The organism is Syntrophotaleaceae bacterium (assembly GCA_041390365.1).
Lineage (GTDB): Bacteria > Desulfobacterota > Desulfuromonadia > Desulfuromonadales > Syntrophotaleaceae > JAWKQB01.
Genome location: JAWKQB010000001.1, coordinates 1,445,351 through 1,459,660 on the forward strand (window position 1 = coordinate 1,445,351; position 14,310 = coordinate 1,459,660).

The window sequence follows — 14,310 nt, forward strand, 5'->3', positions numbered from 1 at the left end:
TTTCTGTTGGCGCAGAATTGCTGCTGGCGGATGAAAACAATCTGATCCCCATCGAAAATGAGCGGTTCAGTATATACAACCAGCCTCCCGAAATCAATTGAAGGTCGATCCGACCCGGATTTTCCTTGATTCCCGCAGGAGGGCTTTTCTATAATCCATAAATTTAAACCGGAATTCGGATTTTACATGTCATTGTTCATTACCTTTGAAGGCATAGAAGGCTGCGGCAAGACCACGCAAATCTCTCTGCTATGTGAAAGTCTGCGCCTCCAGGGTCACCAGGTGGTTGTCACCCGGGAGCCGGGCGGCTGTGCCATCGCTGATGCAATCCGCCAGATACTCCTGGATCCGGTTCACCAGGCGATGACGCCAAAGACCGAACTGCTGCTCTATGCCGCCGCCCGCGCCCAGCATGTCGCAGAGGTGATCCAACCGGCTTTGGCGCAGGGACGCATCGTTCTCTGCGATCGTTATATCGATGCCACCCTGGCCTACCAGGGGTACGGTCGGGGCCTGGATCGAGCTCTGGTCGAGGACCTCAACCAGTTGGCCACGTCCGGCTGCCGGCCTGATCTGACCCTGCTGCTGGATATGCCTGCGGCGGACGGCCTGGAAAGGGCCATTCAGCGCAACAGTCTTCAGAACCTGGCCACCGAAGGCCGCTTTGAACTGGAAGCGGTGGCTTTCCATGACCGGGTTCGGCGCGGCTACCTGGATCTGGCTGAAAAAGAGGCGCAACGTTTCCGGGTCATCGAGGCCAGGGGGAGCGTAGCCGAGGTCGCTGAGCGCATCCTTGCGGTAGTGAAGACTTTCTTCGCATCCAGGAAACAATCATGACCTTCGCCCGCATACTCGGTCACGAACAGCAGAAGGACATTCTCCGCAGGGCCCTGGCCACGGACAGACTCTCCCATGCCTATCTGTTCGAGGGTCCGGAAGGGGTTGGCAAACGACTCATGGCAATGGCCCTGGCTCGGGCCATCTTCTGTCCGGAGGGCAACGGCTGCGGAGACTGTGCGGCCTGCCGGAAAGTGGATCACAACAACCATCCGGATCTGCACCTGCTGGAACCGGACGGCGCAACCATCAAGATCGAACAGATCCGCACTCTGCAGAAGGAACTGTCATACCGGCCGCTGGAAGGGACCCGGAAAATCTGCCTGATCGACGGAGCGGAAAAGCTGAATCCCGCCGCCGGCAATGCGTTGCTGAAAACGCTGGAAGAGCCCACCAGAGATACGCTTCTGGTGCTGCTGACGGCCATGCCGGAAAAGGTTCTGATCACCATCCGCTCCCGCTGCCAGCGCCTGCCCTTTTTGCGGATTCCCAGGGAAAAACTTCTGGATGTACTCTGCGAGCAGCTGGACATCGATGAAACCCAGGCCCATGTGCTGGCCTCGCTCGCCAATGGCAGCTTCAAAAAAGCCCTGGGCAAGGACCGGGATCTTTTTGTCGAACGCCGCCGGGATCTCCTGAAGAAGCTGACGGCCCTGTCGCCGGGCAGCGTGGCCGCCCTTTTCGAAATGGCGGCAACCCTTGCCGAAGAAAAGGAGCTGCTTCCGGAAATTCTGGAAATTTTTCAGGCCTTTTATCGCGACCTGCTGCTTTTCAAGCACGGCCGTCCTGAAAATGAACTGGTCAATATCGACCTTATGGAAAAGTTAAACCGGGTCGCCTCCCGCGAAACCGTGCCGAGCCTGCTGAAAAAGCTGCAGGCTCTGGACGCAGCCAGAGGGCATCTGGCACGCAACGCCAACCGCCAGCTGACCTTGGAAGTGATGCTCCTGCAACTGGCCGCATGAAGGCAGCATCGGACACCATAAAATTTTACTTAATTTCAGGATAAGAGCATGATTCGCATTGTCACCGTAAAATTCCGCAACGCCGGCAAGCACTACGATTTTGCCGCCGGGGATCTGGACCTGCACCCCGGGGATTTCGTAATTGTCGAAACGGATCGCGGCCGGGCGCTGGGATCGATCGTCTACTTCCCGCGCGAAATCGCCGAGAGCGAGGCGCCCGACAACCTGAAACAGGTGCTTCGGCCTGCCTCGGACAAGGATCTCCAGTTGGCCGATGAATCCAGGACCCGCGAAAAGGAGGCTTTCCAGTTCTGCATGGAACGGATTCAGGCCCGCCAGATGGAGATGAAACTGGTGAAGGCGGAGTACCTCTTCGACGCCTCGAAAATCATCTTTTTTTTCACCGCCGACGGGCGGGTGGATTTTCGGGAGCTGGTCAAGGATCTTGCCCACCATTTTCACACGCGCATTGAAATGCGGCAGATCGGGGTTCGGGATGAAGCCAAACTGACCGGCGGACTCGGGGTCTGCGGTCGGGAATTGTGCTGCTGCACCTTCCTCTCCAACTTTGCCCCGGTGTCGGTCAAGATGGCCAAGGAGCAGGGACTTGCCCTGAACCCTAATAAGATTTCGGGTCAGTGCGGGCGTCTGCTGTGCTGCCTCAACTATGAATACGAAACCTACCGCGACCTGAAAAAGGGGCTGCCGAAATGCGGCCGAAAGGTGCAGGTTGAGGATCAGACCGGTGAGGTCGTCAACCAGAATGTTCTTGCCCATACCGTCACGGTCATGCTGCCCGACAACCGTTCTGTAGAGATCCCGGCGGATGACATCCTGCCCATCGAGTCCCCTGCCGAACCGCCATCTTCACAGGAGTCTCAGCAGCGCGTGAAAAAACCGGGCGGACGTTCCCAGGGAAGCCGCCGAAAACCGCGGGACGGGGATGAGCGGAAACCGGAACAGAAGATTGAGGGGCAGGCCCCCCCTGAGCCTTCCCAGGAAAAGAGCGAGTCGGAGAACCCTCCGCGGAGGAAAAGCCGGCGAAGAGGCCGGGGCAAAGGACGCTCCCAGCAGAAAAATCCTTCAGGAGATCAAAATGGATAAGCACTACTACGTCACAACGCCCATCTACTATGTCAACGACGTCCCCCACATCGGCCACGCCTATACCACGGTCGCTTGTGACGTACTGGCCCGCTACAAAAGAGCGCGGGGATTCAATGTCTTCTTTCTGACCGGGACCGACGAGCACGGACAGAAGGTGGAAAAGGCCGCTCTGGCCCGAAACGAAACCCCTCTGGAGCTGGCCGATCGGGTGGTCAAGCGGTTTCAGGCCCTGTGGGAAAAGCTCGACATTTCGCAGACCGATTTTATCCGCACATCCCAGGAAAGGCACAAAAAAGGCGTCCATTTCCTGTTCCGCAAACTCTATGACTCCGGCGACATCTACCTGGGGGAATATGAGGACTGGTACTGTACCCCCTGCGAAACCTTCTGGACCGAAACCCAGTTGATGGACGGCAGCTGCCCGGACTGCGGACGTCCCACCGAAAAGCTGAAGGAAGAATCCTTCTTTTTTCGCATGAGCCGTTATCAGGAGGCCCTGCTGCGGCATATCGAGGAGAATCCCGACTTCATTCAGCCCCGTTCCCGGCGCAATGAGATCCTGAATTTCGTCAGGGAAGGACTGCGGGACCTGTCCATTTCCCGCACCTCTTTTTCCTGGGGGATTCCCGTACCCGATAACGAAAAGCATGTCATCTACGTCTGGTTCGACGCCCTGACCAACTATATTACCGCCCTCGGTTTTCCCGAGGACGGCGAAGGGAATTTCAATCGGTTCTGGCCGGCTGACGTCCACGTCATCGGCAAGGATATTCTGCGCTTCCATACCGTCTACTGGCCGACCTTCCTGCTCGCCGCCGGGATCCCTCTGCCGAAAAAGGTCTTCGCCCACGGCTGGTGGACGGTGGAGGGCCAGAAAATGAGCAAGAGCCTGCAGAACGTGGTGGAGCCCAACATGCTCATCGACCAGTACGGTGTCGATGCCATCCGTTATTTCCTGCTGCGGGAAGTGCCCTTCGGCCTCGACGGCGACTTCAGCCATGCGGCGCTGATTCACCGTATCAACTCCGACCTGGCCAACGATCTCGGCAATCTGGTGAGCCGGTCCACCGCGATGGTCAACAAGTATTTCTCCGGCACCCTACCCGCACCCGAAGACCTACGGGATGAAGACCAGGCCTACATGGCAGCCTTTCCGGCCGCCGTGCACCGGGTCGACGGTTTTATGAACGAACAGGCTTTCAACAAGGCCCTGCAGACCATATGGGAACTGGTGGGCCTCTCCAACAAGTACATCGACGATACCAGTCCCTGGGCCCTGGCGAAAGACCAGGAACAGATGCCCCGGCTTGGCACCGTCCTCTACAACCTGCTTGAAGCCGTGCGGATCATCGCTCTGCTGATCGGGCCCTTCATGCCTGAAACGGCCAAAAAAATTCTGGCCGATCTGGGTGACGGACAGCAGGACCTGACGCTGGAGGGGCGGGATGCATGGGGCAGAATGCAGCCGGGAACCGCCATCGCCAAGGCCTCCCCGCTTTTTCCTCGAATCGACAAGCAGTAGGGGATCAGGGTACACTGGTTTCTGGTGGCTAGTAGCTAGTGGCTGGTAAAATTCCAGCCAGCAACCAGCAAAAGACAACCACAGGGGGCGCCGAGGCGCCCCTTCGTTTTGAAACGAAAAGACTGGAGTCCTGCAGCAATGAACGATCATCATCCGCTTCTCATCGATACCCACGCCCACCTGGACAACGGCCGTTTCGCCAAGGACCTCGACCAGATCCTGCAACGGGCCGCAGAAAGCGGCGTCTTCCAGATTCTCACCATCGGCTGCGACCTGGAAAGTTCGCGCCGGAGCGTTGAGCTCGCCGCCCGCTATCAGCAGATCTACGCGGCGGTCGGCATTCATCCCCACGATGCTTTGGAAGTGTCGGAAAGCGCCATTTGGGAACTGCGGAAAATGATCGAAAAAAACAACAAGGTGGTCGCCCTGGGCGAGATCGGACTCGATTTCTATCGGGACCGATGCTCAAGAGATATCCAGCGCTCCGCGTTTCGCCGTCAGATCGCTTTGGCAAGGGAAATGAAGCTGCCCCTGATCATTCACGACCGGGATGCCCATGAGGAGGTGCTGGAAATTCTCCGGGAGGAACAGGCCGGCGAGGTGGGCGGGGTTTTGCACTGTTTCAGCGGTGATCTCGCCATGGCCCGGGCCTGCATCGAAATGGGCTTCTATATTTCCTTTCCCGGCACTCTGACCTATCCCGGAAATGAAACCCTGCGTGAGGTTGCCGAGGCGGTCAGCACCGACCACGTCCTGCTGGAGACCGATTGTCCCTATCTGGCTCCGCAGCCGATGCGAGGCCGCCGCAACGAACCGGCCTTCGTCAGATACACGGCCGAAGAGTTGGCCCGCATCAAAAAGCTGACCCTTGAAGACATCGCCCGCATCACCAGCCTGAACGTCCATCGCCTCTTCGGCATCGGCGAGGGGGACCAGAGCAGAAAAATCGCCTACAAGATCCGCAATTCCCTCTACCTCAACATTACCAACCGATGCAGCAACAGCTGCGGTTTCTGCGCCAAATTCAAGGATTTCACCGTCAAGGGGCACAGCCTGCAACTCGATCATGAACCGGATGCCGAGGAGGTAAAAACGGCCATAGGTGATCCCCGCAGCTACGACGAAGTGGTCTTTTGCGGCTACGGTGAACCACTGCTCCGTCTCGATTTGGTCAAGGAGGTTGCGGTCTGGCTCAAACAGCAAGGGGTCAGGGTCAGAATCAACACCGACGGACAGGGGAACCTGGTGCATGGACGGAACATCCTGCCGGAATTGGCCGGACTGATCGACGCCGTTTCCATCTCCCTGAATGCGCCCGATGGCGAGAGCTACCAGCGGCTGTGTCGTTCACGATTCGGCGACGGTGCCTACCGGGCCGTCAAGGATTTCGTCCGGGAAGCCCCGAACTTCATCCCTTCCGTGACAGCCAGCGCCGTAACCGTGCCCGGTATCGATATTGAAGCCTGCAGGAGAGTGGCTGAAAAGGAGCTGGGGGTCCGTTTTCTGAAACGGGAGTACAATGAGGTGGGTTGACCGGAGGATGGACCTTTTGCCTAAAAAAATTTGGAATCAAACGGTTTCCAGCTCCTCGCAATAACGAAGGTAGGCTTCCTGCCCTGAAACGAAATCGATAATCCGGATCCCCATGCCGCCCTTTCTGACCTTTGACAGCAGATTCGGCGGCACCTTTTTCGCCCACTGCACCCGTCCCCTGAGGCGGACCGGGATCTCCTCAGGCAGCACGATTTCGATCTCCAGCAGGGTTCCCGGCCGAACCACAAGAGCGGTCTGGATAAAAAACCCCCGGGAGCTGAGATCGCAGGTGAAGCCGATCCTGTGCGGTTCATCCGGACCATAGCGCAGCTGCAGACGCCGGTTTCTTCGGGTGGAGCTCCTCTTGTCGATCACTTATCGTCCCCCCTTGCAATAAAAAAGGATCTGGCGAGTCTATAACCAAGTCCCAGGGACTGTCAAATTCTATTCGGTGATCTGGAGGTCGGGAAGATGCGAAGGTCCTTACAATGGCGGGCAAAAAAAAGACGCGCCGCTCAGGAGGTCAGGCAACGCGTCAAAAGATGGAGGTTTTTGGACCTGGTTTTAGTATTTTTCGAACCTTTTGATGATTTGGAATGTACACGCTGGTTTCCATTTTCGCTACGTGTTTACCCGTAAAAAAGGGCAATAGATATGACAGACCCGGACTGTGCATATGCGCAGTCATCATGATGCAGCCATCCTTGATAAGTTTCAGTGGAGGGTGTTTTTTCTGGTGATGGGGATTATTTTGGCACTGGATCCGGCTTTTTTCCTGTTCACAGCCCGTCCGGGGTGATTGAGGATCTGCTGAAATTTATAGAAATTTTCCCAGAATATGACGATCATCTCGTTCATCCGGGCGACAGGATCCTTGAAAGGTCTCAGGCGGTGCTCAATCCGCATCTGCAGTCCATATCCGCGGGCCCGCTGCTCCTGGGGCAATTTGTCCAGCGCTTCCCGGATGAGCGCCTTGCTGACTCTTTCGAACTCCTCCGGGTCCTGCTGATACAATCCGGCAAGGCGTTCAAATATTTCTCCTGCAGATTTTCTTTCATCGTCCATGACTGCCTCCGTCTCTCCTCAAAAGTTTACCAATTAAACAGACAACGGCAAGAAAGCAGAACTCAGCCGGGTTTTTCACAAAAACGCTGCAGGCATTCGTTGTATATCCGAAAATGCTCCGCGGAATAAACCACGAGGAATACCTTGCGGATGCTTCGGTGTTCTGCCAGGAAACCCGTGATGACCTCCAGGGCAATGGGACAGGCCCTGGCCACCGGAAACCGGTACCGGCCGCAGCTGATGGCCGGAAAAGCGATGGAGCCGATGTCGTTCGCCAGGGCGATCTCCAGGCAGTTGCGGTAACAGTCGGCAAGCAGTCTTTCGGGTTCGGGATCCAGTCCGTAGACCGGTCCGACCGTGTGAATCACGTAGCGGGCAGGCAGGTTGTGTCCACCGGTAAGACGTGCCTCGCCTACCGGGCAGCCACCGATTGTGCTGCATTCCTCCTGCAGACCGCTGCCCGCCGCCCAGTGGATTGCACCATCGACACCCTCCCCGCCCGACAGATTACTGTTGGCAGGATTGACGATGGCATCCACCTCCATCATGGTAATGTCTTCCCAGCGGATCTCGATCCGCGCCAGGACACTCCGGTCGAATTTCTTCCCGGGCATTGCCACCCCTCTCCCCACCTCAATCGACCAATCTATCGGCAAGTTCTTCCCAGAGGCCTTCCACGCTACCGGCGTTGGACAGAATTTCCCGGCAGGACTGCATGAAGACCTCCGGAGTCCAGGGGTTCCAGCGGCACATTCCCGTCATTACGTTACTGAAAAAGGTTATCAATGGATTTTCCAGGACGAAAGTGCGTTCACGACGGGCATCATTGCCATGAAAAAAAACGGGCAGGAGGTTTTGCCTTTTCATCTGCTGAAATGATTCCTTTCCACCCGGCGCCCAGTAATCCCACCAGGTGGCATAGGTCTGTCGGGCATGCCGTCCCACTCTTAAAAGAACCGTAACAACACCGCAGTTATCCAAAGGATAAAAACCGGCCCGCAGGTCGACGGTTGTTTCTCCGAAATAGCGGATCATCGCTGAACGCTCTCGAACCAGCAGGCTGATCTGGGGACTGGGGCCGGAACCCGGGTAAATCAGCGCCTCACCGAAATCGCATGCAGCGATCGCCTGTTTGACGGAAAGATCCATATTTTCCAACCCGAATCGTTCGCCATTGGACCGGGATGACCTGGTGATTGTCGATAACGATGACGGCAACGAGGACATTATGGACCAAATAACGTTATCGTTTGTCGATGCCGGCACAAACTTCTTGAATATCATCCGATTCCAGGATAACGTTACATTTTTAAATTCCCTGATAAGGACACGCCATGGCTCGAAAAGGAATAACCTTCGCACAGGTGGCCGAGGTCTGCAAATCTCTCCAGGAGGCGGGAGAACCGATCAGCGTCCGCACCATTCAGGCGAGTACCGGAGGATCGATGACCACGGTGCTCAAGCATTACCGCCTCTGGAAAGAAGGCGAGGGTCATGAGCCCGCCGCCGGACTGACTATATCCAGGCGGCTGCAGCAGGCATTGCTGGCCGAGTTGCGGCAGACAGCCGCCAAAGCCCGGGAAGGCTGCACGGCTCAGGCCTTGCTGGAGGTCAACGGACTCAGACATCGGCTGGCTGAATCGGAACGGCGTATCGCGATACTCGAAACGGCCCTGCTCGAAAGTGACCGTCTCCGTCATGCCCAGGAGGAAGAGCTCCAGCAGCTCCGTCGGCACCTCGCGGAAACGGAACATCTGAAAAGCCTGGCCGAGACCCGCGGGGGGTCCCAGGAGCAAAAACCTGCTCCGGAAAAGGTTGCGGAGGGACCGACCAGAAGCAAAAAGTCCAAAACCGACAAACAGGAACTCCCGGGACAGGAGCCGAACCTTTTCGATTTCTGATCCTTACCCTGTTTTTTCCTCCGGCAGCAGCAGGGCTTTGATCTCCAGGAACTCCTCCAGACCGTAGCGGCCGTTCTCCCGGCCAATGCCGGATTGTTTAAAACCGCCGAAGGGGGCCTTGATATTGTATCCGGCTCCATTGATCTCGACCTGTCCTGCCTCCAACCGCCGGGCGACCCGGCGGGCCCGCTCTTCATCCCCCGCCCAGACGGAGCCTGCCAGACCGTAGATGGTGTCGTTGGCCAAGGCGATGGCCTCTTCTTCGTCGCGAAAGGTCATGATCGACAGCACCGGTCCGAAAATCTCCTCCCGGGCGATGGTCATGTCCGAGGTCACCCGGCCGAAAACGGTGGGCCTGACAAAAAAGCCCTTATCCAAGCCTTCCGGCGGCTCAAGGCCGCCCAGCAGCAACTCGGCGCCCTCTTCCAGTCCCTTGCTGATATAGGAACGCACCCGCTCCCGTTGCGCTGCCGAAACCAGCGGACCCAGTCTTGTCTTCGAATCCCGGGGATCACCGGGGTTAAAGGTCGCTGCGGCCTCGATGGCCAGTTCGGCCGCCCGCGGGTAGAGCGCCTCCGGCACCAGCAGACGGGTCATGGCGCTGCAGGTTTGCCCCGAATTGAGGTAGCAGGCGCTGACGGTGGATTTGACTGCCGTCTCCAGGTCGGCATCCTCCAGAATCACGGCAGGGGATTTTCCGCCTAATTCGAGGGCTGTGCGCTTGACCGTTTTGGCCGCAAGTTCCAGGATCCTCCGGCCGGCCCGGGTCGACCCGGTGAAGGAAATCATGGCGACCTGAGGGTGGCCTGCCAAGGCTTCGCCCACCTCCGGCCCGGTCCCCGGGACAAGGTTGAAGACACCGGCCGGAAGCCCTGCCCTGTCGATGATTTCAGCCAGGATGAAGGCATCGAGGGGAGCAACTTCGCTCGGCTTCAGAACGACCGTGCATCCGGCCGCCAAAGCCGGGCCCACCTTGGCCACAATCTGGTGGAGAGGAAAATTCCAGGGGGTGATGCAGCCGACCACACCCACCGGTTCCTTTACAACAAGGGAAGGCCCAATCCGCTCCTCGAAAGGGAACCGGCGCAGTTCCCTGGCAAAAATTCCCATGTTGGCGGCCGGCAGTCCGGCCTGTATCGCCTTGGACAACTTCAGCGGCATGCCCATTTCATCGGTAATGGCGGCAGCGATCTCCTCCGCCTGTTCGTTGAGTCCGGCGGCAATCTTTTCCAACCGGTCGGCCCGCTCCTCGACGGAAGCCGAAGACCACCCGGGAAGGGCCTTGCGGGCGGCCCGCACTGCAGCATCCGCGTCCTCTGCGGTACCCCGGGGAATGGTTGCAATGACGGCCTCGGTGGCCGGGTTGACCACCTCGATGACCTCCCGGCCATGGGGCGAAACCCACTCTCCGCCGATATAAATTTTTTCCTGAATCTTCATCGCAAACTCCCTTTCCTGGTTGCAGCGGTTCATCGTCTCGTATTCATTGAGAATTCGACTATAACAAAGATTTCCGCTCCTTCCTACCCGGACCGGATACTTTTCAGAACATCTGCTTTTTGATCCCGGTCAACTCCTTGATTCATGGACTGGTCTAAAATCGAAACCATGGCGAATGAAAACAGGAACATATCCCGACGGACCCGGCGCGACATCCGCACCCTGAAGATTCTGACGGAGATTTATTGCCGGGATCATCACCGGTCGTCTCCGGACCATTCAGAACCATCGGGATTATGCCGGGAGTGCGAAAAATTTCTCGCCTATGGCGAAAACCGGCTTTTACGGTGCCCGCTGAAGCCGAAACCGGCCTGCCGCGACTGTCACATCCACTGCTTTTCCCCCAGTATGCGGGACACGGCCCGCAACATCATGCGCTACGGCTGGCCTCGAATCTTTCGTCGAGGCCGCATCGATCTGCTCTGGAGACTGCTGATGTCCCACGGGAAGGGCAGGCACAAAAAATCGGTTTATTGATTTCCATCAAGGTTGAAAAAGCCGGTTGGATGCAGGATGGATTCAACGATACGAAACAAACAACGATCAAACGGAATGGAGAAGGATCATGCTTAGAAATATCGTCAAAATCGATGAAGAAAAGTGCAACGGATGCGGTCTCTGCGTTCCCGCCTGCGCCGAAGGGGCCATTCAGATTGTTGACGGCAAGGCCAGACTGGTTGCCGACAACCTGTGTGACGGGCTCGGTGCCTGCCTCGGCGATTGCCCGAAGGGAGCCATTACCATTGAACAAAGGGATGCGGATGAATTCGATGAAACCGAAGTGAAAAAGGTGCAGGAAAAATCGTCTGCCAAAGTTGCGGCCAAATCCCACCACGGTCACGGCGGCTGCCCTTCATCCCGCCTGATGAAGCTGGAATCCGGCGCCGCAAAACCGTCAGAGGAAGGGGCCTCCCGTCAGTCGCGACTCGGCACCTGGCCGGTGCAATTGAGCCTGGTACCGCCCAGCGCGCCTTTTCTGGAAAACTCGGACCTGCTGCTGGCCGCCGATTGCGCCCCCTTTGCCTATGCCGATTTCCACAGGGATTTTCTCAACGACAAAACCCTGGTTATTGGTTGCCCCAAACTCGACGACGGGCAGGCGTATCTGGAAAAGCTGACCCGCATGCTGCAGGAAAACACCATCCGCAGCCTCACCGTCATCCGCATGGAAGTCCCCTGCTGCAGCGGTCTGGTCGCCATCGCCCAGCAGGCCCTGGCCGCCAGCGGCAAGCAGATCCCCTTGGAGACCGTCACCATCGGCATCAAGGGCGAGAGGAAGTAAGACCCCCCTTTTCCATTCCGCTGTTTCAGAACGAGCGGCCCGGTTTTAGTCGGGCCGTTCGTCGTAAGGGAAGAAAAGCGAAGGGCCTGGCCTGCCGGACTTGACACAGGCGGTTATCTGGATGATTTTACCCATTCAAAACAGATAAATTGAGGGCCTTCGCAAAGGGAAGATTGATGAAAAAGCTCAATATCATCGGATGCGGTCATGTCGGCAGAACGCTCGGGCGGCTTTGGCATCGGGAGACGGTTTTTTCCCTTGGTGACATCCTCAACCGCACCGAGGAGAGCGGATCAGAGGCGGCTTGCTTTATCGGGGCGGGCCGGGCGGTGGGCGAATTGGAGTCGATGGGCCCCGCGGATCTGTTTCTGATCGGCACACCCGATGACCGGATCGCCGCCTCCTGCGAAAGGCTTGCGGGCTCCGGCCTGCTGCGGCCGGGCGACCTGGTGTTTCACTGCAGCGGCGCCCTCCCCTCGACCGCTCTCGTTTCAGCCCGTCAGGCCGGAGCGTTTATCGGAAGCGTGCATCCGGTCAAAAGTTTCGCCGCCCCCGAAGTTTCCGTCGAGTCCTTTGCCGGTACCTTCTGCGGCTGGGAAGGGGACGAGGGGGCGCTGCGCATTCTCCGTCCCGCTTTCGAGCAGATCGGCGGGAAAACCTTTACCATCGATCCGCGGTTCAAAACCCTCTATCATGCCGCCGCGGTGATGGTCTGCAATTATCTGACGGCGCTGATCGAGATCGGTGCCCAGACCTATGTCAAGGCCGGGCTGGAGCGCGAGACGGCCATGCAGGTCATGGAACCGATCGTGCGGGGAACCGTGGAGAATATCTTTGCTTCGGGAACGGTGCGGGCGCTTACGGGCCCGATAGCACGGGGAGACCATGCAACGGTTTCCGGACAACTCGCCGCGCTGTCGGACTGGAACCCCCGACTGGCCGAAATCTATCGCGATCTGGGAGCGACCGCGCTGGAGCTGTCCCACCTTCAGGGCACAGCCTCGCCGGAGGCCCTTGCATCTCTGGCCGAGTTGCTGGCGGGGCGGATCAAATAAAAATTTCATGCGCGGTAGTGTAAAGAGGCCGAATGGGTCAGGGTGACCTGTGTTAAAGGCTGGATATGGAAGGCATGTTAGCAGGCCCAGTGGGTAGAATTGAGATCAACCCGCGCGGTGCCGGGACCATAAAAAGGGACAGGCACCTTGTTGACAAGATGCCTGTCCCACTTTCCGTTTGGATCGTCTACTAAACCTCTATATCACAGAATATTTTTGCATCTTCCGTGTTGACCGGTTTACAAAGGTTCGATTTGTCGTGAGAAACCACACAGCAGGTGAGGCAGGAATACTCTCCGCCCTTGTCTCTCAGAATCTCGGAACGCAGTTCGCCGGAATTACTAATCTCGCATATTTTCTTGCTTGGTCCTGTCATTGATATAACCCCCTTTCCAGAAAGGGAACTTCCGTCCTGTCCGCAGGACGAAAACCACTTTTTACTCTGTTTTTGAATCATACTATTTACTGCAAAATCCAGCAACCACCTCCAGGCGGCGAGAGCGCAGGCACTGGACGCCACAAAATGGCAGGAAGGCTCGGTGTGAAAGGCAATTCCTGCCGTCCCCTCCCCCGCCAGCCAGGCCGTCATGCGCCGGGGCCGCAGCCTCCCTTGCACATTAAATGAAGTTGGACCAGAATCTGGTGCACGGTTTTCAAGAGGCCTGCAGCTGACCAGGCGGTCCCTGAGTGTGCTCAATAACTTTATTTCGCCCGGCGCGTTTGGCCTGATAAAGTGCTTTGTCAACATTCTTCAACAATGTATCAAGAGGTAGAGGGTCCAGTGGCGACATCTTGGTGATCCCGATACTTGATGTCACCTTAAAGGGATGACCTTCAGACCGATACTCTGTTCCACGAATTTCATCTTGCAATCGATTTATAAAGCTATGGCCTTCCAATGAAGAGTCTCCATATAAGCATGCCAAAAACTCCTCTCCCCCTACTCTGCCGACAAGATCAGAGGATTTTGATATTTTCTTTATCAATGTCCCGAAATTTTTAAGGACCATATCTCCTGCAGCATGACCATATCTGTCATTGATATTTTTAAAATAATCGATGTCCATCATTATAAATGTTATTTCTTGTTGTTCCTTTATTGCTAACTTATATGTCTTCTCTATGCTGTTCATCATAGCACCGTGATTGAGCAAACCAGTCAGTGAATCCAATGTAGCTAGCTTTTGCAACTCTTCTTGCAGATAATGGATTCTGAAAACCATTCTGACCAGATGCCCAGTAACTATCGGCGCTACAATCAACGGCACTAAAGCTGCTGATGCAACAATTAGTATCCAATCTATCCGACTGAGGGAAGAAGACCATAAATTGGAGTATTCAAAATAAAGGCAAATGGAACACGTTAATAAAACGGATAGAGTGATAGAAATGGCAGTAATCAACACAACTGTTCGTTTGCCGCCCAGATTCAGCACAAATGATTCAAATTTCAAAATCTTGTTCCCCTTAAGCATAGGTGCGGATAAATTTTTCACCTTACCCCAGCCTCTTTTTTTAACCGTGATTCCCACCCGGCCTTTTT

Annotated in this window: 15 protein-coding genes; 9 read left to right on the forward strand and 6 right to left on the reverse strand. The window is 56.5% G+C overall.

Going from position 1 to position 14,310, the window contains the following annotated elements; genetic code table 11:
- Window positions 1-186 precede the first annotated feature (186 nt).
- The 5 genes from tmk (at window position 187) to R2940_06720 (ending at window position 5,964) form a co-directional block, all read left to right on the forward strand.
- Window positions 187-837, forward strand: a complete 651-nt coding sequence (gene tmk / locus R2940_06700) for a dTMP kinase (GenBank protein ID MEZ4599460.1) — start codon at window positions 187-189, stop codon at window positions 835-837.
- Window positions 834-1,802, forward strand: a complete 969-nt coding sequence (holB, locus tag R2940_06705; protein ID MEZ4599461.1) for a DNA polymerase III subunit delta' — start codon at window positions 834-836, stop codon at window positions 1,800-1,802. The genes tmk and holB overlap by 4 nt, the downstream gene beginning before the upstream one ends.
- A gap of 48 nt (window positions 1,803-1,850) precedes the next feature.
- Window positions 1,851-2,906, forward strand: coding sequence for a stage 0 sporulation family protein (locus tag R2940_06710; protein ID MEZ4599462.1), 1,056 nt, complete (start codon window positions 1,851-1,853; stop codon window positions 2,904-2,906).
- Window positions 2,899-4,431, forward strand: a complete 1,533-nt coding sequence (gene metG / locus R2940_06715) for a methionine--tRNA ligase (protein ID MEZ4599463.1) — start codon at window positions 2,899-2,901, stop codon at window positions 4,429-4,431. Before R2940_06710 ends, metG begins: the two co-directional genes overlap by 8 nt.
- 138 nt (window positions 4,432-4,569) lie before the next feature.
- A complete protein-coding gene (locus tag R2940_06720) occupies window positions 4,570-5,964 on the forward strand; it encodes a YchF/TatD family DNA exonuclease (protein ID MEZ4599464.1) in 1,395 nt (464 codons plus the stop codon).
- Window positions 5,965-6,000: 36 nt separating this feature from the next.
- On the opposite strand, the gene R2940_06725 is transcribed toward R2940_06720, so the two are convergent.
- The 4 genes from R2940_06725 to R2940_06740 all read right to left on the reverse strand — a co-directional run bounded on the left by R2940_06725 (window position 6,001) and on the right by R2940_06740 (window position 8,178).
- A complete protein-coding gene (locus R2940_06725; protein ID MEZ4599465.1) occupies window positions 6,001-6,339 on the reverse strand; it encodes a PilZ domain-containing protein in 339 nt (112 codons plus the stop codon).
- A 339-nt stretch (window positions 6,340-6,678) separates the two neighbouring features.
- Window positions 6,679-7,029, reverse strand: a complete 351-nt coding sequence (locus tag R2940_06730) for a DUF3135 domain-containing protein (protein MEZ4599466.1) — start codon at window positions 7,027-7,029, stop codon at window positions 6,679-6,681.
- A gap of 62 nt (window positions 7,030-7,091) precedes the next feature.
- Complete coding sequence (locus tag R2940_06735) at window positions 7,092-7,643, reverse strand: macro domain-containing protein (GenBank protein MEZ4599467.1); 552 nt, start codon at window positions 7,641-7,643, stop codon at window positions 7,092-7,094.
- A gap of 19 nt (window positions 7,644-7,662) precedes the next feature.
- A complete protein-coding gene (locus tag R2940_06740) occupies window positions 7,663-8,178 on the reverse strand; it encodes a hypothetical protein (protein MEZ4599468.1) in 516 nt (171 codons plus the stop codon).
- 185 nt (window positions 8,179-8,363) lie between these two features.
- Here R2940_06740 and R2940_06745 point away from each other — a divergent pair, with 185 nt between their 5' ends.
- Window positions 8,364-8,930, forward strand: a complete 567-nt coding sequence (locus R2940_06745; protein MEZ4599469.1) for a DNA-binding protein — start codon at window positions 8,364-8,366, stop codon at window positions 8,928-8,930.
- Between the two features lie 3 nt (window positions 8,931-8,933).
- On the opposite strand, the gene R2940_06750 is transcribed toward R2940_06745, so the two are convergent.
- Window positions 8,934-10,370, reverse strand: a complete 1,437-nt coding sequence (locus tag R2940_06750; protein MEZ4599470.1) for an aldehyde dehydrogenase family protein — start codon at window positions 10,368-10,370, stop codon at window positions 8,934-8,936.
- A gap of 168 nt (window positions 10,371-10,538) precedes the next feature.
- Between R2940_06750 and R2940_06755 the strand changes: the two genes are divergently transcribed.
- The 3 genes from R2940_06755 to R2940_06765 all read left to right on the forward strand — a co-directional run bounded on the left by R2940_06755 (window position 10,539) and on the right by R2940_06765 (window position 12,767).
- Window positions 10,539-10,907, forward strand: coding sequence for a nitrous oxide-stimulated promoter family protein (locus tag R2940_06755; protein ID MEZ4599471.1), 369 nt, complete (start codon window positions 10,539-10,541; stop codon window positions 10,905-10,907).
- Between the two features lie 88 nt (window positions 10,908-10,995).
- Window positions 10,996-11,712, forward strand: a complete 717-nt coding sequence (locus R2940_06760; GenBank protein MEZ4599472.1) for a 4Fe-4S binding protein — start codon at window positions 10,996-10,998, stop codon at window positions 11,710-11,712.
- Between the two features lie 176 nt (window positions 11,713-11,888).
- Window positions 11,889-12,767 carry a Rossmann-like and DUF2520 domain-containing protein gene (locus R2940_06765; protein ID MEZ4599473.1) on the forward strand — a complete coding sequence of 293 codons (879 nt, stop codon included), beginning with the start codon at window positions 11,889-11,891 and terminating at the stop codon, window positions 12,765-12,767.
- 653 nt (window positions 12,768-13,420) lie between these two features.
- Here R2940_06765 and R2940_06770 read toward each other — a convergent pair.
- A complete protein-coding gene (locus R2940_06770) occupies window positions 13,421-14,299 on the reverse strand; it encodes a GGDEF domain-containing protein (GenBank protein MEZ4599474.1) in 879 nt (292 codons plus the stop codon).
- Window positions 14,300-14,310: the final 11 nt, after the last annotated feature.